At 69.1% G+C, this 21,546-nt stretch carries 21 protein-coding genes; 8 read left to right on the top strand and 13 right to left on the bottom strand.

What is annotated here, in order from left to right:
• The first annotated feature begins 288 nt into the window (after positions 1-288).
• The 6 genes from MOQ72_RS33020 (at position 289) to MOQ72_RS33000 (ending at position 6,584) form a co-directional block, all read left to right on the top strand.
• Positions 289-2,079: a gamma-glutamyltransferase family protein gene (locus MOQ72_RS33020; protein ID WP_242189684.1), complete on the top strand. Its 1,791-nt coding sequence runs from the start codon at positions 289-291 to the stop codon at positions 2,077-2,079.
• Positions 2,080-2,103: 24 nt separating this feature from the next.
• Positions 2,104-3,672 carry an AbgT family transporter gene (locus MOQ72_RS33015; protein WP_242189683.1) on the top strand — a complete coding sequence of 523 codons (1,569 nt, stop codon included), beginning with the start codon at positions 2,104-2,106 and terminating at the stop codon, positions 3,670-3,672.
• Positions 3,673-4,189: 517 nt separating this feature from the next.
• Positions 4,190-5,167, top strand: a complete 978-nt coding sequence (locus tag MOQ72_RS33010; RefSeq protein WP_242189682.1) for a S1 family peptidase — start codon at positions 4,190-4,192, stop codon at positions 5,165-5,167.
• Between the two features lie 142 nt (positions 5,168-5,309).
• Entirely contained in the window at positions 5,310-5,582 is a 273-nt protein-coding gene (locus MOQ72_RS45800) for a hypothetical protein (protein WP_372495602.1), read from the top strand.
• The gene (locus MOQ72_RS45795; RefSeq protein WP_372495601.1) at positions 5,575-5,862 is read left to right on the top strand and encodes an SH3-like domain-containing protein; all 288 of its coding nucleotides are present in this window, start codon (positions 5,575-5,577) and stop codon (positions 5,860-5,862) included. Before MOQ72_RS45800 ends, MOQ72_RS45795 begins: the two co-directional genes overlap by 8 nt.
• Positions 5,863-5,993: 131 nt before the next feature.
• Positions 5,994-6,584 carry a nitrile hydratase subunit alpha gene (locus tag MOQ72_RS33000; protein WP_242189681.1) on the top strand — a complete coding sequence of 197 codons (591 nt, stop codon included), beginning with the start codon at positions 5,994-5,996 and terminating at the stop codon, positions 6,582-6,584.
• Positions 6,585-6,663: 79 nt separating this feature from the next.
• Here MOQ72_RS33000 and MOQ72_RS32995 read toward each other — a convergent pair whose 3' ends face one another.
• A complete protein-coding gene (locus MOQ72_RS32995) occupies positions 6,664-7,401 on the bottom strand; it encodes an aldo/keto reductase (protein WP_242189680.1) in 738 nt (245 codons plus the stop codon).
• Here MOQ72_RS32995 and MOQ72_RS32990 point away from each other — a divergent pair.
• On the top strand, positions 7,394-8,059 hold the full coding sequence (locus MOQ72_RS32990) for an MmyB family transcriptional regulator (RefSeq protein ID WP_242189679.1): 666 nt from the start codon (positions 7,394-7,396) through the stop codon (positions 8,057-8,059). The two genes, MOQ72_RS32995 and MOQ72_RS32990, sit on opposite strands and share 8 nt — an antisense overlap.
• 270 nt (positions 8,060-8,329) lie before the next feature.
• Here MOQ72_RS32990 and MOQ72_RS32985 read toward each other — a convergent pair whose 3' ends face one another.
• The 10 genes from MOQ72_RS32985 to MOQ72_RS32940 form a co-directional block, all read right to left on the bottom strand.
• Positions 8,330-9,361, bottom strand: a complete 1,032-nt coding sequence (locus tag MOQ72_RS32985) for an alpha/beta hydrolase (RefSeq protein WP_242189678.1) — start codon at positions 9,359-9,361, stop codon at positions 8,330-8,332.
• The gene (locus tag MOQ72_RS32980; RefSeq protein WP_242189677.1) at positions 9,358-10,065 is read right to left on the bottom strand and encodes a TetR/AcrR family transcriptional regulator; all 708 of its coding nucleotides are present in this window, start codon (positions 10,063-10,065) and stop codon (positions 9,358-9,360) included. Before MOQ72_RS32980 ends, MOQ72_RS32985 begins: the two co-directional genes overlap by 4 nt.
• Positions 10,066-10,153: 88 nt before the next feature.
• On the bottom strand, positions 10,154-10,807 hold the full coding sequence (locus MOQ72_RS32975) for an SRPBCC family protein (protein WP_242189676.1): 654 nt from the start codon (positions 10,805-10,807) through the stop codon (positions 10,154-10,156).
• 15 nt (positions 10,808-10,822) lie between these two features.
• The gene (locus MOQ72_RS32970) at positions 10,823-13,144 is read right to left on the bottom strand and encodes a xanthine dehydrogenase family protein molybdopterin-binding subunit (protein ID WP_242189675.1); all 2,322 of its coding nucleotides are present in this window, start codon (positions 13,142-13,144) and stop codon (positions 10,823-10,825) included.
• Complete coding sequence (locus MOQ72_RS32965; RefSeq protein WP_308198017.1) at positions 13,137-13,619, bottom strand: (2Fe-2S)-binding protein; 483 nt, start codon at positions 13,617-13,619, stop codon at positions 13,137-13,139. The genes MOQ72_RS32970 and MOQ72_RS32965 overlap by 8 nt, the downstream gene beginning before the upstream one ends.
• Before the next feature lie 20 nt (positions 13,620-13,639).
• Positions 13,640-14,494 carry an FAD binding domain-containing protein gene (locus MOQ72_RS45365; RefSeq protein ID WP_242189674.1) on the bottom strand — a complete coding sequence of 285 codons (855 nt, stop codon included), beginning with the start codon at positions 14,492-14,494 and terminating at the stop codon, positions 13,640-13,642.
• Positions 14,491-15,351 carry an alpha/beta fold hydrolase gene (locus tag MOQ72_RS32955; protein ID WP_242189673.1) on the bottom strand — a complete coding sequence of 287 codons (861 nt, stop codon included), beginning with the start codon at positions 15,349-15,351 and terminating at the stop codon, positions 14,491-14,493. Before MOQ72_RS32955 ends, MOQ72_RS45365 begins: the two co-directional genes overlap by 4 nt.
• Entirely contained in the window at positions 15,338-16,369 is a 1,032-nt protein-coding gene (locus tag MOQ72_RS32950; protein ID WP_242189672.1) for an amidohydrolase family protein, read from the bottom strand. The genes MOQ72_RS32955 and MOQ72_RS32950 overlap by 14 nt, the downstream gene beginning before the upstream one ends.
• Positions 16,348-17,085 (bottom strand): GntR family transcriptional regulator, encoded by a 738-nt coding sequence (locus tag MOQ72_RS32945; protein WP_242189671.1) that lies wholly within the window; start codon positions 17,083-17,085, stop codon positions 16,348-16,350. Before MOQ72_RS32945 ends, MOQ72_RS32950 begins: the two co-directional genes overlap by 22 nt.
• Entirely contained in the window at positions 17,082-18,536 is a 1,455-nt protein-coding gene (locus MOQ72_RS32940; RefSeq protein ID WP_242189670.1) for a UbiD family decarboxylase, read from the bottom strand. Before MOQ72_RS32940 ends, MOQ72_RS32945 begins: the two co-directional genes overlap by 4 nt.
• A gap of 156 nt (positions 18,537-18,692) precedes the next feature.
• Here MOQ72_RS32940 and MOQ72_RS32935 point away from each other — a divergent pair, with 156 nt between their 5' ends.
• Positions 18,693-19,262, top strand: a complete 570-nt coding sequence (locus MOQ72_RS32935; protein WP_242189669.1) for a UbiX family flavin prenyltransferase — start codon at positions 18,693-18,695, stop codon at positions 19,260-19,262.
• A gap of 56 nt (positions 19,263-19,318) precedes the next feature.
• Here the strand turns inward: MOQ72_RS32935 and MOQ72_RS32930 are convergent, their stop codons facing one another.
• Positions 19,319-20,308, bottom strand: coding sequence for an ABC transporter substrate-binding protein (locus MOQ72_RS32930; protein ID WP_242189668.1), 990 nt, complete (start codon positions 20,306-20,308; stop codon positions 19,319-19,321).
• Positions 20,309-20,414: 106 nt separating this feature from the next.
• Complete coding sequence (locus tag MOQ72_RS32925) at positions 20,415-21,500, bottom strand: alpha/beta hydrolase family protein (protein WP_242189667.1); 1,086 nt, start codon at positions 21,498-21,500, stop codon at positions 20,415-20,417.
• Positions 21,501-21,546 lie beyond the last annotated feature (46 nt).

Genomic DNA, 21,546 nt, shown 5'->3' with positions numbered 1-21,546 from the left:
CCCCGCGCGCGCCCCCCCCCCCCCCCCGGGCCGCCCCCCCCCCCCCCGCGCCCCCCCCCCCCCCCCCGGGGCCCCGCCGCCCCCCCCCCCCCCCCCCCCCCCCCCCCCCCCCCCCCCCCCCCCCCCCACCGGAGCTCCCGGAATGAGCGGAGCTTCCTTTCCGTCCTATTCGCGCGGCACCTGATCGCAGCGATACCCGGCTGTTCCAGCACTCGTCGAGCGCTGCCTTGGCCTGCCTCCCCCGTGCGCCGCGCATGGCACCCGCCCGACCAACGAGAGGAAACAACGGTGTTCACTTCACGGCCGACCTTGCAAGGCACCCACGGAATGGCTTCCTCGACGCACTGGCTCGCTTCATCGAGCGCCATGGCGGTGCTGGAGGAAGGCGGGAACGCCTTCGATGCGGCCGTCGCCGCCGGGTTCGTGCTGCAGGTGGTGGAACCGCATCTCAACGGTCCGGGTGGCGAAGTTCCGATCATCATCGCTCCCACTGGCGATAGTCCCCAGGTGATCTGCGGCCAGGGGCCCGCACCAGCCGCCGCGACGATCGAGCACTTCCAGTCGCTCGGGCTCGACCTGGTGCCCGGAACCGGGCCGTTGGCCGCTCCCGTGCCCGGTGCGTTCGACGCCTGGCTGCTGCTGTTGCGCGACCACGGCACCCGGTCGCTGCGCGACGTGCTCGAGTTCGCCATCGGATACGCCGAGAACGGCCACCCGGCGGTGGAGCGGGTCGGTGCCGCGATCGAAACCGTCAGCGAACTCTTCCAGCACGAGTGGACCACTTCCGCGCAGCTCTACCTCGCAGGCGGCCGCGCTCCCCGACCTGGCGAGTTGCTGAAGAACCCGACGCTGGCGCAGACCTGGCGCCGCGTGCTGGCCGAGGCCGAGGCCGCCGGTGCCGACCGCGAGGTGCAGATCGAAGCAGCCCGCCGTTGCTGGCGGGAGGGCTTCATCGCCGAAGAACTGGTGAAGTTCGCCGCCCAGCCGGTGATGGACACCTCCGGCGAGCGGCATGCCGGGGTGCTCACCGGTGACGACCTGGCGTCCTTCACCGCGACCTACGAGCAGCCGGTCAGCTACGACTGGCGGGGCTGGACGGTGTGCAAGGCCGGTCCGTGGAGCCAGGGACCGGCCTTCCTCCAGCAGCTCGCGCTGCTGCCCGAGGAGCTCGAATACGCGACACCCGACTACGTCCACGTGCTGATCGAAGGCACGAAGTTGGCGATGGCCGACCGGGAGGCGTGGTACGGGGATGCCGCGGAAGTCCCGCTGCGGACATTGCTTTCCGCGGAGTACAACGCTCAGCGGCGCGAGTTGATCGGCGAGCAGGCGTCCTGGGAGCTGCGCCCCGGCAGCCCCGGCGGTCGCGAACCGCGGCTGAGCCGCTACACCCTGCAACGCGGCGACGCCGCGGACCAACCGGCGGCACCGACAGCAGGCGCTGGTGAGCCGACCATCGCCGCGAACGGAGCCACCTCCGGCGACACCTGCCACGTGGATGTCGTCGACCGGTGGGGAAACATGATCGCGGCCACTCCCAGCGGTGGTTGGTTGCAGGCCAACCCGGTCGTTCCGGCGCTGGGCTTCCCGCTCAGCACCCGACTGCAGATGACCTGGCTGGAGCCCGGATTGCCGAACTCGCTGACGCCGGGTCGGCGGCCGCGGACCACCCTCACCCCGTCACTGGCCCTGCGCGACGGCGAACCGGTCATGGCGTTCGGCACTCCGGGCGGTGACCAGCAGGACCAGTGGAGCCTGCACTTCTTCCTCGCCGTGGCGTTGCGCGAACCAGTTCGCGGCGGATTGGACCTGCAGGGCGCGATCGACGCACCCAACTGGCACAACGAGAGCTTCCCCGGCTCGTTCTACCCGAGGCTGCGCCGCCCCGGCCGCGTGGTGGTCGAATCCCGCATCGGCGAAACCGTGGTCGACGAACTGCGGCGACGCGGACATGACGTCGCGGTCGGGGACCCGTGGTCGGAGGGCCGGTTGTGCGCGGTCGCCCGCGATCCGCGAACCGGTGTCCTCTCGGCGGCGGCGAACCCGCGCGGAATGCAGGGCTACGCGGTCGGTCGCTGACTCATCGAGCGGAATTGAGGAAGAATGCACGCCCAAGAAGGCCAACCAGGCAAAGCCCGGCAAGTTCAGACGCGGGCGAAGCCACCGAGTTCGTTCTGGACGGCGGTGGAGCGGATCGGCAACAAGTTGCCGCACCCGTTCTGGTTGTTCTGGATCTTCGCGGTTCTGCTCGGAGTGGTCAGCTGGTTGCTGGCGCAGTCCGGTGTCACGGTGACCAAGCCGGACGGCTCCGTCGACCCGGTGCGAAACCTCCTGTCGGCAGAGGGTTTTCGCTTCGCCACGACGAACGTCGTGGAGAACTTCGTGTCCTATCCCACCCTGGGACCTGCCCTGGTGGCCCTGTTCGGTCTCGCGCTGGCCGACCGCGCCGGACTGCTGAGCGCTACCGTTCGATCACTGGTCGCGCGGACCACGCCGAGACTGGCCACACCGATGCTCGCGTTCGCCGCGTCGGTCGCGCACGTCGCCGCGGACGCCGGTTTCATCATCCTGCTGCCGCTCGGCGGCATGATCTTCCGAGCGGTCGGCCGCAACCCGATCCTGGGGACGATCGTGGCGCTCGCCGGGCTGACCGGCGGTAGTTCGGCGAGCCCGTTGCTGATTCCCAACGACGTCATCCTGTCCGGGATCAGCACCAAGGCCGCGCGCATCGTCGATCCCAACTACACCATGACCCCGGTGGGCAACCTCTACTTCACCATCGTCTCCTCACTGCTGCTGACTGCGGTGATCACCGTCGTGGTCGACGGCTACCTCGCGAAGCGGCTCGACCGGCAGCACGCGGCCGAGCCGGAGGAAACCCCGGACGACGCCGCTGAACTGGGCACCCTGCGGCTGTCCGCGGCGGAGAAGAAGGGTTTGCGGTGGGCTGGCACCACCGCGCTGGCCTTCCTCGTCATCGTCGCCGTTTCGATGGCGTTTCCCGGCTCGCCGATGCGCGGCGAGGACGGCGGAATCATCGATTCACCGCTCATCAAGGGAATTCCGGGCTTCCTGGCGCTGTTCTTCGCGGTCACCGGATTCGCGTACGGACTTGCCACCAAGAAGATCGTCAACAGCGCCAGCGTACCCAGCCTGATAGCGGACGGCCTCAAGGACGTCACGCCCTTCCTGGTGCTGTTCTTCGCGATCTCCCAATTCATCGGCTATTTCGAATGGACGAACATCGGCATCCTGATCGCGACCAACGGCGCCGAACTGCTGCAGTCGGTCAACGCACCGGCCCCGGTGATCTTCGGCGGGCTGTTGGTGCTCATCTCGGTGTTGAACCTGTTCATCACCAGCGGCTCGGCGCAGTGGTCCCTGGTCGGACCGATCTTCGTGCCGATGCTCATGCTGCTGGGCACCAGCCCGGAGACCACCACAGCGCTGTACCGCATCGCCGACTCGTGCACGAACGTGCTCACGCCGGTGAGTCCCTGGGTGGTGATGGCGGTGCCGCTGATGCAGCGCTACCGCAAGTCGGCGGGACTCGGCACGGTCATCTCACTGACCCTGCCGTTGGCGGTGGCCATGTTCGTCGTGTGGGTCGCACTCTTCGCGATCTGGTACGGAATCGGGTTGCCGCTCGGACCGGGTGCCCCAGCGCGCTGAGCGACGACAAGACTTGAACCTGCGCCCCCTTTGACCCCTGGTCCGTCCACAAGAGACTAATATCAACCGAAGACCCTGAACCGCAGGACAGTCCGGGCAGTTCACCGCCTTTCGGCCGCGATCAGCGCTCCCAGCGAGTAGCGCACGCCAGCTGTACCGAACTGCACCAGATCGAGCGGGATCCACCGGCCAGCCCCGCCCAATCCGGCCCACCGCCTCCCTTCGTCCGCTCTTGTCCGGACACCGCCGCCGAGCAACGCGGCAAGCCATCCACCGCCGTCGTGGACCCAACTCAGTGATCGACTCCGGACTCCTTGCGGATCAACAGATACGACCATCCAGCGGGCAGCCGATTGCACGGTCGATGCTCGACCGATTACACCTCGTGATTGCTCCATTTGGCGGAACGCAATTTTCGTGCTGAATGGGGAGGATCGCCGGACATCGCACAAAATCCCAGCTCCTGGCTTCATCCGTCCCCCCGGCACGGAGCCTGGGGGCGGATAGGAGAGAGAACATGCCCCGAGGTTCTCTAGGCCGGAGCATCCTCGCGTTCGCCGCGGCGACGCTGGCCAGCCTGGCGCTCGCAGCGCCAACCGCCGGTGCCGCGGCCGCGCCGCTGATCATCGGAGGTACCGACGCGACAGAGACCTACAGCTTCATGGCGTCCATGCAGTCCACCTCCGACGGCGAACACCACTGCGGCGCCACGCTGATCGACAAGCAGTGGCTGGTCACCGCCGCGCACTGCGTGGCCGGGCAACAGCCCAGCAACATCCAGTACCGGATCGGGTCAACCGCCTACTCCAGCGGCGGTGAACTCGTCAAACCGGACAAGTTCGTGGCCCACCCCAAGTCGAAGCAGAAGCAGTCCGGCGACTCCAAGTCGAAACAACAGCAGCAGCCCAACGAGGACGTCGCCACCGGCTACGACGTCGCCCTGGTCCACCTGTCGCAACCGGTGGAAGCACAGCCGATCAAGATCGCTGCCACGTCACCGCAGCCGGGCACCGAACTGCGGCTGCTCGGTTGGGGCCAGACCTGCGAGAAGAAGGATTGCGGCAAGCCGCCTCAGACCCTGCAGGAGTTGGACACCAAGACGGTCGACCCGTCGAAGTGCACCAGCTCCGACAGCCCCTTCGATCAGGCACGCGAGCTGTGCATCGACAATCAGGACGGCAAGGCGAGCGCCTGCTACGGCGACTCCGGTGGCCCGGCTCTGGTGCGAGAGGGCAGCGGTTTCGCACTGGTCGGCGCGACCAGCCGCGGCCAAGCCGAGAACTGCCCGGACAAGCCCGGCATCTACAGCGACCTCGTGGCACACACCGACTGGATCAACGAAACCATGAGCTCCGGCGGCTCATCCGAGCCCTCCGACGAGCCCTCCGACGGTTCATCCGGGCCCTCCGACGGTTCATCCGGGCCCGCCGGCGGGTCCCCCGGCGGCCGCCCCGGCATGCCGTCGTTCCCGCCGGGGACGCTGCCCAAGTGGTGATCCCATAGCCTGCGGCAGGTAGCGGGGGTCGTGCACCAGGCACGGAAGGTTTCACGACCCCCGCCTTCGCGCTCGCATCCACGGCGAAGGCATGGGGTCGCGGGCTGGTTCGACGGGCGCCCTGGGGCTAGCGTGGTGCGGTGTGAGCAGGGTCAACGATGTCGGTGGTCAGCAGGGATTCGGCGCCATCAACCCGGATCCGCACGAGGAACCCACCTTCCACGCCGACTGGGAGGCGCGCGTCTTCGCCGTCCAACGGGTGCTCCTGCGGCGCGGCGCGTACAACCTCGACGAGTTCCGCGACGCGATCGAGCGGATGCCGCCCCAGGACTACCTGACGTCCTCCTACTACGAACGCTGGCTGGCGGGGATCGAGACGCTGCTGATCGAGAAGGGGCTGTTGGATCATGACTGAGCCACGTTTCCGCCCCGGCAGCCGAGTCCGCACCACGCTGGTCGACCCACCACACCACACCCGCCTACCCCGGTACGCGCGCGGGCAGGTCGGCGAGATCGTCGAATTCCAAGGGACGTATCCGCTGCCCGACGATCGTGCCCGGCAGCATCCCGACGTCCGAGTCGAGCCCGTCTACACCGTGCGGTTCAACGCCCGCAACCTGTGGGGCGGCGGCAAGCACTCCGTCACGATCGATCTCTGGGAGTCCTACCTCAAACCCGTGGAGGGTCATGAGTAGCCCTGTGCCAACCCCAGTCCTCCCAACCGCACCTCAGGGGACCGTGACGCAAGCCAGCCACAAGAAACCACGAAACGCGAGATCGAGTCGGACGCAACCACCACTGCAAATCGCGGAGAGGCGGAACTGTCATGAGTGGTGACCACGCCAGCCTGCCGATCGCCGCGCGCGTGCGCAGGCTCGAACAACGACTGATCGACGCCGGATTGACCACCGACGCCGAACTGGACTCAGCCGTCACGGAATTCCTCTCCCAGGCATCCCCGACCAACGGCGCCCGCGTCGTAGCACGCGCGTGGACCGACGACGCATTCCGCGCCCGCCTGCTCACCGACGCCAACACCGCACTGCGCGAACTCGGACTGTCCATGGGCGGCGGGCTGCAAGAACAACGGCTCAAGGTCGTCGAGAACACCTCCGACAGGCACAACGTCATCGTGTGCACGTTGTGCTCCTGCTACCCGCTGGCCCTGCTCGGCCCCTCCCCGAGCTGGTACAAGTACGAGGCTTACCGCTCCAGCGTCGTTCGCGATCCCCGCGCGGTGCTCGCCGAATTCGGCCTGCGGCTCGACCAGGACGTGGAGATCACCGTGTGGGATTCCAGCGCGGAGACCCGCTACATGGTGCTACCGCGACGTCCCGACAACACGGCCGTTATGAGCGAGGAGGACCTCGCCGCGCTCGTCACCCGAGAAGGACTGATCGGCACCGCCGCCGTGTAAACCCCGCTGCACCAAGCGCATTCTTAACGCTTGTTGACCCCTGCAACGTCCATACAGGACAGAGTGCGCAGGCAGGGGGTCATTGCTTGCTCGGCTGTGGCGCCGCGTCGTTGACGTAGCGGCGAACCGTCGTCCGCCGGTCGTCGACCTCGCGCCACTGATCGCCGTAAGCGGCGATGGTGGTCCACTCCTTGCGCACGAAGTCATGCGGAAAGCCCAGGGTGGGCGCGCTGAGCTCGTCCAACCGAGCCAGCTGCGCGTCGTCGAGGATCACGGCCGCGCTGCCCAGGTTGTCGACCAACTGGTGTTCCTTGCTCGCCCCGAGCAGCGGCACGACAGTTCCTGGACGCGTGCGCAGCCATGCCAACGCCACCTGCGCCGGGGACCAGCCTGCCTCCTCGGCTATGGCAACGACCTGCCGGACGACGGCTTCGTTGTTCTCGCCCGAACCGGTAGTCGGATCCACATCCAGACGGCCGGTCTCGCCGCGCAGGTACTTGCCGGTGAGCCTGCCTTCCGCAAGTAGGCCCCAGGCCACCACGGGCAGATCGAAGGCTCGGGCCATCGGGAGGAGCTCGCGTTCTGGCGTGCGGTCGAGCAGGTTGTAGCGAATCTGCAGACCGACGAGGGGCGACCAGTCGCGCAGGTCAGCGAGGGTGTTGGCCTGCGCGACTTCCCAAGCGGGCCAATCCGAAACCCCCACGTGGAGAACCTTGCCAGCCCGGACCTGGTCATCAAGCGCTCGCATGACCTCGGGTACCGGAGTCAACGTGTCCCGTACGTGGACCCACAGGAGATCGATCCGGTCGGTGCGCAACTGGCGCAGGCTGGCGCTCGCTGACGCCCTGTGCCTCGAACCGGACGCGCGGGACTACCTCCTGACTATCGCTGACACCGCCCGAGGTCCACTGCAGCGCAAGCCCGCCGCGCAGCGGGTGAAGCCGGTGACCCAGCAGTTGCTGGACGAGATGACGTATCTGCCCGCGCTGGTAGTGGGGCGTTGCCTCGACGTCCTGGCCTGGAACGCCGCGGCCGCGGCGTTGTTCACCGACTTCTCCGCCCTACCTCCCGAGAACCGCAACATGGTCCGGCTGACCTTCCTGGATCCCGCCTTTCGGACCCTGTACGAGGACTGGCAAGGCGTGGCCAAGGAATGCGTCGCCCACCTGCGGCTGGATGCGGGCCGCTATCCGGACGACAGCCGACTCGCGGCACTCGTAGGAGAACTGTCCTTGAAGGACAGTGATTTCCGTACCTGGTGGGCCAGCCACCAGGTACGCGCCGCGGGCCGCCGGAAGAAGACTTTCCGGCACCCGGCCGTCGGTACGCTCACCCTCGCTTCGCAGCGCTACGCGGTCGAGGGCGAGACGGACCAATACCTCGTCGTATACGCCGCAGATCCGGACTCTGCCGCACACGACTCGCTGCGCCTGCTCGGAACGTGGTCTGCCACGTCCGGCATGCGGGGACGCTAACGGTGTCCAGCATCCGAGTGCCGTCCACGATCGCACTGGAGGCACCGGTGATAGCGGCCACGACCTCACGCATGCAGCCGATTGAAGCTCGCACCTGGCAGCGCAGCGATAACCGATCCACTACACGCGGCATAGCGCTCGGCTATCGTGGCCGGGCAGCTGGCGGCGGTCGGCGAAAGTGACAGCACGCCGTTCGACAACGCCGACTCACCCCACTGTCCAATGTGGATGATGAATCACGTCCTTTGAGCGCGGCGGGGTTGAGGGGCGTCAGCGTTCGGTGGCTGGGTCCCGGGTGGGTTTCCAGTTTGGGGTTCCCGAGACGAGTCCGGCCTGCACCGCGTCGGGGGCCAGGGGTGTGATCGCCGTGTCTCCGGGTGGGGCGACCGGCGGCAACGGTGTGCCGCGCATGTGGTGGTCGAACCAGCCGATGGTCGCGCGCATCGCCTCGCCGAGGCCGGGTTCGACGTACATGCCCATGCCGTCGTAGCCGAGCACGACCAGCCGCTTCGGTTCGCCCGCCATCTCCATGACCCGCGTCATCTGTTCGAGGTCGTGGTAGATGTCGTCGCCGTTCGCACCGACGAACTGCAGCGGCGTCGGCGCCACCCGAGCGGCGAACCGCGCCGGGTACCAGCTGTCGAACTTCTCCAGTGACTCCACCAACATCTCGTTGTCGAAGCCTTCGTACATCTCAAGGCTCAGGCGCGCGTAGCCCTTTCCCGGCTCCGGCCAGCCAACGACATTGAGGTACGGCATCGTCGCGCCAGTGCCGGTGGTGAACCGCTGCTTGAGGTCCGCCTCGATGATCTCCTGCGGCAGCAGGTCCTCGTAGCCGAGGAGCGTGCTCGGGTACAGCGCGGAAACGCACTTCACGCGCCGGTCCCGCGCGGCGACCCGCATCGCGATCGCGCCGCTCGGGCTCACCCCGTGCAGGCCGATCAGGTCGGGATCGACCTCGGGACGGGAGCGGAGGTAGAGCAACGCACAACGCATGTCCTGCACGTTGTTCTCGAAGTACTGCTGACCCCGCGGGGTGCCCGTGCTGGCGCCGGACGTGCGGTAGTCGATCGCCAGGCAGACGTAGCCCGCACGGGCGAGGTACCACGCGACGCCCGCGTTGGCCTCCTTGGGCGTGATCCCGCTCCACGCGAGGACGATGCCCGGTCGTGGCGCCGGGTCGGTGATCTCCTCGGACGTGTAGAGATCGGCGGCGCACTCGGCCATCCCGCCTTCCGCACCGCCCACCGGGAACCTGACGTGCTCGACACGCACTCCCGGCGGGTAGACAAACTTGGTCACTGCTGGTCACCTTTCTCTTTCCCGGAGAACCACGAGCGCAGAACCGAGGGCGCGACGAGCGTGATCGTCCCGTCCGCCGCGCCGAGCACCCGCTCGAACGCACTGGTGTACGCCGCGACGGTCCGCTCGACCTCGGCATGTTCAGCCGCGCCCGACTCCACGGCGAAGAACAGGTCGAACAGGGCGGCGTCGAGGTCGCCGATGAGACCGATCAGGATCCGCCCGGTCTGGGCGGGATGTGCGGTCGTGAACGCCTTCTCCCGCACACCCCGCTCGACGATCTCGGCCAGCAGCGGCGCGATCCGTTCGACGCTCATGGTCCGCATCGCCTGGTTGACCAGTGCGTTCTCATCGGAACGCCGGATGCGCATCGCCTCGACCACGACTTCCCGGCGCTGCGTCTTCCAGTCCGCCAGCGACGCGAAGAACCGGTTGAGCTTGTCGGTCGCACTCAGACTGTCGTCCGCGATCAGCTCGCCGAGCTGCGACACGGACGCCGCCACGCTCCGCTCCACCAGCGCGTCCAGCAACTCCCGCTTGGACCCGAAGTAGTGGTAGAGCGAGCCGCGCGACGCACCCACCTCGCTCAATACGTCCTGGGTGCTCGCCTTCTCGTACCCCTTGGTCGCCACCAGGCGCTGGAATGCGTCGAGGAACTCACCACGCCGAGCAGCGTGCGCCGCCCTGTCAACCGTCCGCGCCACCCGCATCCTCCAATAATAAACCGACTGTCGGTTTATTATTACGCCAGCGCTGCGACGACGGCAAGGGGTATTTCGAGTGCGGCTGGCTTCAGCGCGTGCGGCGCTTGGAGAGCCGTCCGATGACCACGCCGATGATCACGCCGGTGAGCACCGGTGGGAGCAGCCTGCGGGCTGGCGCCTTCAGCAGCTCCAGCGCGTTTAGGCTGGCACCGCCGTTCGGTGTCGCGGGCGGGGCCGCCGCACCGGACCGCTCGCCGGAGGGCGTCGCGGGAGCGGGGTCGCCAGCCGCCTTGCCGCCGCCCGAGCGGATCTCCCCGGCGAGGTTGTCCGCGAACTGACCGACCAGGTGGCTGCTGACATCGGACAGGACGTTGCGGCCGAACTGCGCCGCCTTGCCCGTCACGTCCAGGTCGGTCACCACGGACACCTCGGTTCCGTCGTCGGCAGGCGCCAGGGTCGCCGCGATCGTGGCGTTGACGAAGCCGCCGCCACGGACCTCCTTGGCGCTGGCCGTCAGCACCGCGCGGTGGCTGGCCTCGTCCCGCTCGGTGAACGTCATCGTCCCCTGGTAGCGCATCATGATCGGGCCGAGCTTCACCGTCACGCTGCCCAGGACGTCGTTCCCGTCGACGCGGTCGACTGCCGCGCCGGGCATGCACGGCGCGATCCGCTCGACGTCGAGCAGGGTCGACCACGCCGTTTCCACCGGCACCGGGACCGTGAAGCTGTTCGATAGCTGCATCGTCGGCCTTCCTGGTCAGCCGCCGGACACCGCGGCGAAGATCTTCGCGGGAGTCAGCGGAAGGTTGTTGATCCGCGCGCCGAACGGCCGCAGGGCGTCCTCCACCGCGTTGGCGATCGTCGCGGGGACCGGGATCGTGCCGCCCTCGCCCGCGCCCTTGACCCCCAACGGGTTCAGCGGGCTCGGCGTGTAAAGGTGGACCAGCTCGACCGGCGGCACCTCGACCGACGAGGGCAGCGCGTAGTCCAGGTAGCTCGTGGTCTGCGGCTGGCCCGCCTCGTCGTAGCAGGGCTCCTCGTACAGCGCGTTGCCGATCCCGTGGGCGAACCCGCCGAGCACCTGGCCGTCGACCAGCATCGGGTTGATCACGGTGCCGCAGTCGTGGCCGATGACGTACCGCAGGATCCGCACCGCACCGGTCTCCGGGTCCACCTCCACGGTCGCGGCGTGCATCCCACTGGCATAGGCCGCCCGCTCCGGCGCGAAATAGGACGTCGCCTCGATCCCGGCGGGCACCCCGGCCTGCATGGTGATGCCGTGCTTGCCGATGTTCGCCACCTGCGCGACCTCGGCGAGCGTCACCCCGCGCTCCGGGCTGCCGACGACGCACACCCGGTCGCCGTCGAAGCGCAGGTCCGCGGCGCTGGTCTTGAGCAACACCTCGGCGACCTCCAGGATCAGGTCCCGCAGGCGCTGGGCCGCCTGGAACGTCGCCGAACCTGCGGTCACGGTCGTGCGCGAAGCGAAACTGCCCTGGCCGAAGGGAATCCTGGCGGTGTCGCCGGTGGCGACCGCGATGTGCCGCATGTCCAGGCCCATGGCGTCCGAGGCGATCTGGGCGTAAACGGTCTCGTAGCCCTGGCCGAGCGGCGTGGCCGCCAGCGTCACGAGCACCATGCCGTTGTTGGTCAGCCGCAGACGCGCGCCCTCGTACGGACCGAGCCCGCAGCCCTCCACGTACGCGCCGAGCCCGATGCCGATCAAACGGCCTTGTTCCCGCAGCTCCCGCTGCCGCGCGCGCTCCCCTTCGTAGTCGAACTTGTCCAGCACGGCCTGGTGCAGGGCTGGGAAATCGCCGCTGTCGTAGGTCAGCGGGCTGCCGTCGCGGAAGGTCAGGCCGACCCGGTAGGGGAACTCGTCGGCCTGCACGAGGTTGATCCGGCGCACCTCCGCGGGATCGGCACCGAGGTGTTCGGCGATGCGGTCCACCATCCGCTCCATCGCCACCACCGCCTGTGGCCGACCCGCGCCGCGCACCGAACTCGTCGGCACCATGTTGGTGTAGCAGGCGATCAGCTCGGAGTGGATGTTGGGGATGCGGTACTGGCCGGGCAACGTGCTCAGCGTGATCGTGGGGACCTGCAGGCCAGCGCAGTAGGCGCCCTGGTCGTGCTGGAAGACGTCCTTCACCGCGAGCAGCCGACCGTCGTCGTCGAACGCCACCTCGACGTCGTGCACCTGGGTGCGCTCCATCATCGTCGCGACGAAGTTCTCGCTGCGATCCTCGATCCACTTCACCGGGTTGTCGAGCAGCCTCGCCAGGTACGGGACGACCGCGTCTTCGCCGTGGAACTGCGCCTTCGGGCCGAACCCGCCGCCGTTGTCGCGCGGCACGACCACCCGGACGTCGTCCTCGACCACATCGCAGAAGGACGCGATCAGGTTCCGCGTGTAGTGCGGCGACTGGCTGCACGGCCACACGGTGAACTGGCCGGTCGAGGCGTCGTAGCGCGCGGCGATGCCCCTGGTCTCCATCGAGTGGCCGCCGCCACGGGCGATGATGAACCGCTCGCGCAGCCGGTGCGGGGCGGTCTCCAGCGCCGTCTCGGGATCCCCGGCCGTCTGGACGAGGTGGATCGCGACGTTGTCCGGCACTTCCTCGTGCACCTTCGGCGCGTCCTCGGCCAGCGCCGCCCCGGTCGACGCGATGGCAGGCAGGACCTCGTAGTCGACGTCGATCAGCTCGACGGCGTCCTCGGCGACGTGGCGGGATGTGGCGACGACGACGGCCAGGGGTTCGCCGACGAAGTGCGCGGCGTCCGGGGGCAGCGGGTACCTCGGCACGTCGACGAGCTTGGGGTTGGTGACCTTCGGCGGGATCGGCTTCACCAGGTCGGTGAGCTCCCGGCCGGTCCAGACGCCGATCACGCCGGGGACGGCTTTCGCCGCCGAGGTGTCGATGCCGAGCACGCGGGCGGCGGCGTGCGGGCTGCGCAGGAACGCGGCCTCGTAGCAGCCGGGCAGGTCCACGTCGTCGAGGTAGGTGCCCGCGCCGGTGAGCAGCCGCTGGTCCTCGCGGCGCGGCACCGCCGCACCGATCATCGCGCCCTCAGCCATGGTCCACGCTCTTCGTCCGCTCGGACGCCTCAAGGACGGCGTCGACGAGGCCCGCGTATCCGGTGCAGCGGCAGATGTTGCCGCTGAGCACCTCGCGGGCCTGCTGCGGCGTGTCGACCGCGCCCTCGCGCAGCGCTTCGGTGGCGCTCATCAGGAAGCCACTGGTGCAGAAGCCGCACTGCAACGCATGGTGCTTGTGGAAGCTCTCCTGCAATGGCGTTAGCTGTCCATCCGGCGACGCCAGCCCCTCGACCGTGTCGATCTCGCACCCGTCGGCCTGCACCGCGAGCATCAGGCAGGACCGCACGGCCGCGCCGTCGACGTGCACGGTGCACGCCCCGCACACCCCGTGCTCGCATCCGACGTGGGTGCCGGTGAGCCGCAACCGGTGGCGCAGGAAGTCGGCGAGGGACATTCGACTGTCCACATCGGATTCGTAGACGGCACCGTTGACCGTGGTGATGATGTGGTGCACGGTCAGGTCACCTCCTTCGGCTAGGACATCGAGCTGAGCACGCGGCGGGTCAGCACGCCCACCAGCTGCTTGCGGTACGCGGTCGGCGCGTGGATATCGCCGGGCGGGTCGACCTCCAGGCGCGCGGCATGCTGCGCCGCCACGAGCGCCTCGTGGGTCAGCGGGTTGCCGAGCAGGGTGGCCTCGGTCTCAGCCAGGCGGAACGGCCGACCGGCGACACCCGCGGCCACGAGGCGGCAGGCGCGTACGGTCCCGCCGTCGTCGCGGGTCACCACCCCGGCCACCGCCGCGAGCGCGAAGTCCCCGTGCCGGGCGGCGAGTTCCGCGAACCCGGTCGTCGTGCCGGGCGGGAGGTCGTCGATGCCGATGCCGACCAGCAGTTCATCCGGCCGCATCGCGGTGGTGAAGTGGAAGATGAAGAAGTCGTCGGCGCTGATCGCGCGGGTGCCGCCGGTGGAGGCGACGTGCATGGTCGCCCCGAGCGCGGTCAGCACCGCTGGCAGTTCGGCCGCCGGGTCGGCGTGCGCGGCGCTGCCGCAGACCGTGCCCCGGTTGCGGATCTGCGGGTGCGCGACCTGGGACAGCGCCATCGGCAGCAGCGGGAAGGCCGCGGCGAGCTCCGGCGAGCGCTCGGCCGTCCGCTGGCGCACCAGGGCGGGGATGCGCCAGCCACCGCGCTCGCGGACCACGGTGTCGAGCTCCGGCAGCCGGTTGATGTCGACCAGGTGTTCCGGCGAGGCCATGCGGAAGTTGAGCAACGGGACCAGGCTCTGGCCACCGCCGAGCACCTTGGCGTCGTTGGAGTGCTCGGCTAGCAGCTCCAACGCCTCGGGAACCGAGGTCGGAGCGTGGTAGGTGAACGGGCGGGGCTTCACGACCGCACCCCCGCCGCGCACCCGCACGAGGCCGCTGGCAACCCGGCTGGCAGCCCGGTGCCCTCGAGGTGCGCACGCACCAGCCCGGCCAGCGCCGGGCGCTCGACCAGTGACAGGTGGCGCAGTCCGGGAAGGTTCAGCGCGGTGCCGTCGGCGACGTGTTCCGCGGCGTAGACCGCCATCTCGGGTGGCGTGGCGTAGTCCTCCTCGCCAGCGAACGCGAGGGTCGGCGCCGTGATCGACGGAAGCAGTTCGCGGCCGTCCATTCGGCCGAGGGCCAGGCTCGCCTGGGCGTGCGCGGCCGAGTCGGTGGCGAGGAAGATGCCGACGACGCGGTTGACCTCCGCCGGGTGGGTGCGGCGGAAGTGCTCGGTGAACCAGCGGTCCACCTGGAACGGGATCTGCGCCGGTCGCCCGGTGGTGCGCACCTTCTCGGCCCGCTGGGTCCAGGTCGGCACCGCGTCGGCGCCGTACCACGCGGTCGTGTCGGCGAGCACCAGCCGCTCAACACGGCCGGGGTGGCGACCCGCGACGTTGATCGCGACGCTGCCGCCCATGGACATGCCGACCAGGTGGGCCGCCGGGAACCCGAGTCCGTCGAGCAGCGCGACGATGTCGTCGGCCAGTTCGGTGACCCCGAACTCCGCGCGGTCCCAGCCGCTTTGGCCGTGTCCCCTGGCGTCGGGGGCGATCGTGTCGAAGTGGTCGGCGAGCTGGTCGACCACCGGGTCCCACACCCGTCCGGACAGGGCGAGCGGGTGCAGCAGCACGAGGGGCGGGCCGGATCCTGTTCTGCGGTAGGCGATCCGGCCGCTTGGACCGTCGACGAAGCGCACGATGCCGTCAGAGTCGGACACGTTCACTCCCCGACATCAGGCCCGCGATGTTCCCGCCGAGCACCGCGGCCGACGCCGCTGGCGCCAGGGCCAAGGACTCAACGGTCCCCACCGGGTCGGGGTCGCCGAGCGCGAACGGGTAGTCGGTGCCGAGCAGAACCCGCTCCGGCCCGACGAGGTCGACGAGGAAGCGGATCGCCGACGCCGACATCGCGACGGTGTCGTAGTAGAGGTCGGAGAGGTAGTCCGACGGCCGTTCCCGCTCGGTCTGGTAGGACGCCAGCCGGTCCGCCCGATGCGCGCCATCCAACCGTCCACTTTGGAACGGAAGGAAACCACCGCCGTGCACGGTGATCAGCCGCAGGTTCGGGTGCCGGTCGAGGACGCCGGACAGGATGAGTCGGGCGACCGCGAAGCTCGTGTCGACCAGTCGGCAGTAGGCGTTCGCGAAATCCGCGCTGTCGGGCAGGACGCGGGACGGGCCGTCCGAAGACGGGTGCAGCAGCACCGGAACACCGAGCGATTCCGCCACAGTCCACAGTGGATCAAGTCGTGAGTCGGCGAGGTTCTCGCAGTGCACCGGGTCGGTGCTGAGGATCAGGCCGCTCATGCCGTCCTGCTCGACCGCGTCGGCCAGGTCGGCCGCGGCCGTGTCCGGGTCGTCGAGGGCGACCGTGGCGAAGGTGCCAGCCGAGCCCTCCGACGCGTGCTCGCTGATCGCCTCGTTCAGCCTGCGCGCCCAGCTCCTGGCCGCGCCCGCGCTCATCGCGGGCGTCGGCTGCACGTCCAGCCACGGCGCGACAACCTGGCGATCGATGCCCACAGTGGACAGATAGGCGAGCCGACGCTCGGCCTGGCACATCCGTTCGCGCACCAGGCGCTCGCCCGCGCCGGGCAATTCGACGAGCCACCCCTGCTCGGCCTTCCTCGCGGTGACGCCGTCGATGCCGGAGGAGTTCCGGGCCAGCTCGGCCAGCAGTTCATCCGGCACGACGTGGGCGTGGCAGTCGATCGTGCTCATGGCTTCGGTTCCACCCATCCGGACTCCTCAATCGTGTGCAGGCCGCGCAGGACGATCGACGCGGTCAAGGCGGCGGCGAGGTCGGCGTCCCGGTCCTCGTAGGCGCGGAGCAGGCGCTCGTGGTCTTCAAGGGATCGGGACATCCGACCGGGCAACGACAGGCTCAGGTGGCGCAGCTGGAGCATGCGAAGCCCGAGGCCGTCCAGCACCCGGCACAACGTGCGGTTGCCGGACAGCCGCGCCTCGGTGTTGCGGAACTCGACATTGGTCCAGAAGTACTGGTCGACATCGCCCGCCTCGGCCGTCGCCCGCAGCCTGGCCTGGACCTCGCGCAGTTCCGCGAGGTCGTCGTCGGTCGCCTCGGCCACGACGCACCGGCTCACCATCCGGTGCAGGTGCGCCCGGACGAGGTACAGGTCCCGAACCTCGTCCAGCGACAGGGTCGCGACCCGCGGGCGCCGGTGCGCGGGGATGTCGACGAAACCCTCGCGCTGCAAGGTGAGCAGCGCTTCGCGGACGGGGGTGCGGCTGGTGCCGAACGCGCGGCCCAGCTCGACCGAGTTCAGGTCATCGCCGGGCATCAACCTGCCCTCGATGATGTCCACTCCGACCTTGATGATGATCTCGTCGACCAGGCTCGCGCTGTTCTCCCGGCCCAGGACGCGGAGCAACGCACGCCTGCTCAAGCTGTCCGCGGCCGACTGGTCCACTTCGGACGAGGTGGCGGCTTTCATCGTCCCCCCAACAGATCTGGCCACTTCGCGATGACCCGCTCGCGCAACGCCTGGCTGGCCTCCGCGACGACCGGAAAGTCGGCAAGCCGCTCGTAAGGGCGGCACGCGTCGATCACGGCGCGGGTGTTGTAGCGCGGCGCCCCCGCGTCGGCGAGGGGGTCGACGCGGCTGCCCCAGGTCTGGTGCAGGATCTCGATGTCCTTCGCCGGGTCGGTGCGCGTGCACACCGCCCACATGACCTCGCTGAGGCTGCGGGTGTCGACGTCGCCGTCGACCACGATCACGAACTTGTTCATGTAGGCGGCGGTCGGCAGCTGGGAGGTGAGCAGGCCCGCCTGCCGCGCGTGCCCGGCGTACTTCTGGTCGATGGCCACCGCGACCAGCTGGCGCCCGCCGCCCTCCTCGTGCGCCCAGACACCGCGCACCTCGGGCAGGCCGGTGGCGATGAGCGAGTCGAGGATCATGGACGACTTCATCACGCTGCGCATGTAGGAGTAGTCGTGCGGCGGCTTGCCGGGCGGGGTGCCGAGCAGGATCGGGTCGCTCCGCCGGTAGACGCGTTCGACGTCGAGCATCAGCACCTGCTCGCTCCCACCGCTGTAGTAGCCGGTCCACTCGCCGAACGGGCCCTCTTCGGCCGTGCGGTCCGGGCGCAGCCACCCCTCCACCACGATCTCGGCCGACGCTGGCACCGGCAGGCCGGTCACCTCGCCGGGGATGATCTCCACCGGTCTGCCGAGGATCGACCCGACGTAGTCCAGCTCCGACACCCCAGTCGGCACCTCGGTACCGGCCGCGATGACCATCAGCGGGTCACCTCCGAGCGAGGCGGTGATCGGCGCACGGCCGTGCTTGGCGAACCACTCGCGGATGTGCATGGCGCCGTGCTTGCCCGATTCGATGTTGATCGTGGCCGTGCGGTCGCCCTGCACCTGCATCCGGTACGCGCCCGCGTTCACCACGCCGGTGTCCGGGTCGGTGGTGAACACCGCGCACCCGGTGCCGATGTAGCGGCCTCCGTCGGATTCGTGCCACGTCGGCACTGGGAAGCGGAGCAGGTCGATCTCGTCGTCCCGCTCGACGATCTCCAGCACCGGGCCGGAGTCGACGGCCCGCGCGGGGTACTTGTCGTGATCGCGAAGCCACTCCCCCGGCTTGCCGCGCAGCGCGCGCACCAGCGCGTGGTCGTCGAGCTCGGCGCCGAGCCGCAGGGTGAGCCCGAGCCGACGGGCGTTGGACATGCTGCCGGTGAGCACCCGCATGCCGGTCGGATAGCTGGCGATGTCGTCGAAAAGCAGCGCCGCCGGTGACGGCAGCCGGTAGTTGACCTCCGAGGCGGCACCGATCTCCAGGTGCCAGTCCGCCCCGCGCACCTCGCGCAGGTCGCCGATCTCCCGGACCGCGTTCAACCAGGTGCGCAAGTCGACGATCTCGTCGATCGACACTCCCATAGCTACCAACCTCCAGGCCCGTCGACCCGCAAAGTGTCGACACCTCAGTGAAGCAGTTCTCCGAAGCACTGTCCAGACCAGCGAATAAACTAACGATCTAAGCAAATTCAGACTAAAGTGTCGACGCTCATACCAATCTCAAGGATCGAGGAAGCGATGCGGGTCATCGTCGCCATGACCGGCGCCAGCGGTGCGCCCTACGGCGTCCGGATGCTGCGGATCCTGCGGGAGCTGCCCGACGTGGAGACCCACCTCGTCGTGTCCAGGGCCGCCGCGCTGACCATCGCCCAGGAGTGCGACGAGCGCACCGCACGAGACGTCGAGCAGCTCGCCGATGTCGTGCACAAGCCGTCGGCCATCGGGGCGACCATCGCGTCCGGGTCGTATCCCGTCGACGCGATGCTGGTCGTCCCCTGTTCGATCCGGACCCTGTCCGCGATCGCGTACTGCCACGCCAACGACCTCATCGTGCGCGCCGCGGACGTGTGCCTCAAGGAGGGCAGGCCGCTGGTGCTGATGGTCCGCGAAACGCCCTTGCACCTGGGCCATCTGCGCGCGATGAGCGCCGCGGCCGAGTCCGGCGCGGTGATCATGCCGCCCGTGCCAGCGTGCTACGCGCTTCCGAAGACCGTGGACGACGTCATCGACCATTCAGTGCGCCGGGCCCTCGTCCGCGCGGGCGTGACTGCCGCCGCGCCGCGCGCCTGGGACGGCCAGATCGGCTGAACCGGTTGCCGACCGTCAGGAAGGTCGCGCGCTGGCGGTGCCGGACCCGATGGTCGTCACTTGGTCACCTGGTCGATGAAGCCCTCGGCGCGCAATTTGTCGAGGAAGCTGTTGTCGATGAACCGGGAGATGTCGTTCGGGACCGGGCCGCCAGCCGCGGCCTCGACGAACGCCTCGCGCACGATCTCCTCGTCCACCACCGGATCGGTCACCCACACCTTCTTGAAGAAGTCGTAGGCGTACGCGGCCATCTTGGGATCCTCGGTCTTGGTGTGCTTCTGGATCGCGGCGATGCTCTTGTCGCGGTTCTCGTCCTTCTGCAGGTATGCCAGGCACTCCACGTTCGCCTTGACGAACTTGCTCACCGTCTCGGGATGGCTCTTCGCGAACTCACCGGTCACCGCGTAGACGCTGCCCGCCGTCTTGTAGTTGGTCATGTCGGTGATCTTGTGCCACCCCTGGTCCTGTGTGGACACGCCCTGCGGGGGCGCGGTGACGATCGCGTTGACCTCACCGCTCTTGGCCGCGGCGATCAGCGCGGGCAGCGAGGTCAGGTTGGAGATCTGCACGTCGTTGGTGAGACCCTTGTCCTTCAGCATGATCCGGGTGGCGGTGTCGGTGACCGAGCCGGGCGCGGTGACGCCGATCTTCTTGCCGCGCAGGTCCTCGACCGACTTGATGCCCGGCTCGCCGAACATCTCGACGAAGTACTTCGGCAGCTTGAGCTCGATCATCTTCAGGTCGGCGTCCTGCAGTGCGCCGGTCGCGATGCTCCGGCCGTCGCCACCCGCGATCTGCACGGCGTTGGACGACAGCGCCGCGACGAGCTGGGAGCTGGTCTTGAGCAACGTCAGCTGGACGTTCAGGCCGTGCTTGGCGAAGATCCCCTCGTCCTGGCAGACGTACAGGTCCCCGTACGACGCGGTGTCCGACGGGTAGCCGATCTTGATCTGGGCCGGATCGCCGCCCACCGCTGCCGGGGTTCCGCAACTGGCAAGGGCCGCCGCAGCGACCACCGAGGTCAGTGACACCAAGAGCTTGCGCATGCCGAGCCTCCCTGTACTGAGCCGACCTCCGTGTCGATCGCCCGGAGTCTGGCGTGTGATGTGTCACGCGTCAAGTGTCAGCGGCCAGCACAGGTTTCGGAACCGTTCAGGAAGCGACCGAAACCGGGGTGAGGCGGCGCCGGACCCAGTCGGCCACGAGCGGTCGGATCCGGTACCCGAGGTTGTGCAGGACGTGGTTGCCGTCCGGCTCAAGCACCAGTTCCGCGCGCTCGCCGAAGTGCTCGACCATGCGCCGCGCCTGGTTCAGGTCGAACAACCGATCCCGCTCCCCGTGCACGACCAGGAACGGAACGTCCCGCTCCGGCGGGCACGAGGCCAGGCCGAACGCCTCGGCGTTGACGAGAGCCGCCGCCTCGTCCTGGGCTCCGGTCCGCACCCGGAACGCCTGTCGGCTGAGGAATGCGAGGTTGGACCACGACTCCGCCATGCTGTAGCACCCGCCGAGCGACACCCCGGCCCGCAGCCCCGGAGTCCGCGCCGCCGCCCGAGCGGCGTAGTAGCCGCCGAGGCTGACCCCGACGACGGCGATCCGGCCGGGATCGACCCCGTCCACAGTGGCGAGCGCGGCCAGGATCGAGGAGGCCACGTCCTCCCACTCCGCAGTGAGGCGGTGGTCGAACTCGGACTCGCCCTGGCCCGGTCCGTCCACGACGAACGTCGCCATGCCGCGCCGCAGGAACACCTCGCTGAACAGGTGCAGCTCCTCCTTCGCCGCGTCCAGGCCCGGCACGAGGATCACCGTCGGCCACGGCGCGTCCTGGCCCGGTGCCCGGAACACGCCCGGCAGCGTCGCGCCGCCGTGCTCGACGTCGACGATGCGACCCGGCCACGGGAGCAGGCCGATCGCCTGCCGGTACGCCTGCGCGGCCTTGCGCGAGCCGGTGTGCAGGACGTCCTGGTCGTGCACGAAGAGGAACTTGCCGAAGTGGTACTCAAGCGCGGCGATCAGGCGCAGCTCCGCGGCCGTCAGCTCGGCTCCGGCCCGCTCGGCGTCGTCGGCGTACCGCGTGCGCGCGTCCCCGACCCGCTCCCAGGCGGCGTACCAGCTCGGCCATCCGTCGAGCTCGGCGATGATCGTGTTCACGTCGTCGAGCGGCACGCCGTTGCTGACGAAGCGCTGGGTGAGGTGGGCGGCCTGCGCGGCCGCGTCGGGAAAAGCGGTGTTCGTCATGCGGTTCCTTCCATGTCTTGCGGGACACCCGCACCCGGTCGGTCGC

The sequence above is a fragment of the Saccharopolyspora soli genome (genome assembly GCF_022678645.1).
In the GTDB taxonomy this organism is placed as follows: Bacteria; Actinomycetota; Actinomycetes; order Mycobacteriales; family Pseudonocardiaceae; genus Saccharopolyspora; species Saccharopolyspora soli.
The sequence above is the reverse complement of the archived record's forward strand: the minus strand, read 5'-3'. Positions and strand labels throughout refer to the sequence as shown.

Excerpts from the sequence above, each read along its gene's own strand:
- MOQ72_RS33015 (WP_242189683.1), top strand. The coding sequence starts at position 2,104 with ATGCACGCCCAAGAAGGCCAACCAGGCAAAGCCCGGCAAGTTCAGACG.
- MOQ72_RS33010 (WP_242189682.1), top strand. The coding sequence starts at position 4,190 with ATGCCCCGAGGTTCTCTAGGCCGGAGCATCCTCGCGTTCGCCGCGGCG.
- MOQ72_RS45795 (WP_372495601.1), top strand. The coding sequence starts at position 5,575 with ATGACTGAGCCACGTTTCCGCCCCGGCAGCCGAGTCCGCACCACGCTG.
- MOQ72_RS33000 (WP_242189681.1), top strand. The coding sequence starts at position 5,994 with ATGAGTGGTGACCACGCCAGCCTGCCGATCGCCGCGCGCGTGCGCAGG.
- MOQ72_RS32975 (WP_242189676.1), bottom strand. The coding sequence starts at position 10,807 with ATGCAGCTATCGAACAGCTTCACGGTCCCGGTGCCGGTGGAAACGGCG.
- MOQ72_RS32970 (WP_242189675.1), bottom strand. The coding sequence starts at position 13,144 with ATGGCTGAGGGCGCGATGATCGGTGCGGCGGTGCCGCGCCGCGAGGAC.
- MOQ72_RS32950 (WP_242189672.1), bottom strand. The coding sequence starts at position 16,369 with ATGGGTGGAACCGAAGCCATGAGCACGATCGACTGCCACGCCCACGTC.
- MOQ72_RS32945 (WP_242189671.1), bottom strand. The coding sequence starts at position 17,085 with ATGAAAGCCGCCACCTCGTCCGAAGTGGACCAGTCGGCCGCGGACAGC.
- MOQ72_RS32940 (WP_242189670.1), bottom strand. The coding sequence starts at position 18,536 with ATGGGAGTGTCGATCGACGAGATCGTCGACTTGCGCACCTGGTTGAAC.
- MOQ72_RS32935 (WP_242189669.1), top strand. The coding sequence starts at position 18,693 with ATGCGGGTCATCGTCGCCATGACCGGCGCCAGCGGTGCGCCCTACGGC.
- MOQ72_RS32930 (WP_242189668.1), bottom strand. The coding sequence starts at position 20,308 with ATGCGCAAGCTCTTGGTGTCACTGACCTCGGTGGTCGCTGCGGCGGCC.
- MOQ72_RS32925 (WP_242189667.1), bottom strand. The coding sequence starts at position 21,500 with ATGACGAACACCGCTTTTCCCGACGCGGCCGCGCAGGCCGCCCACCTC.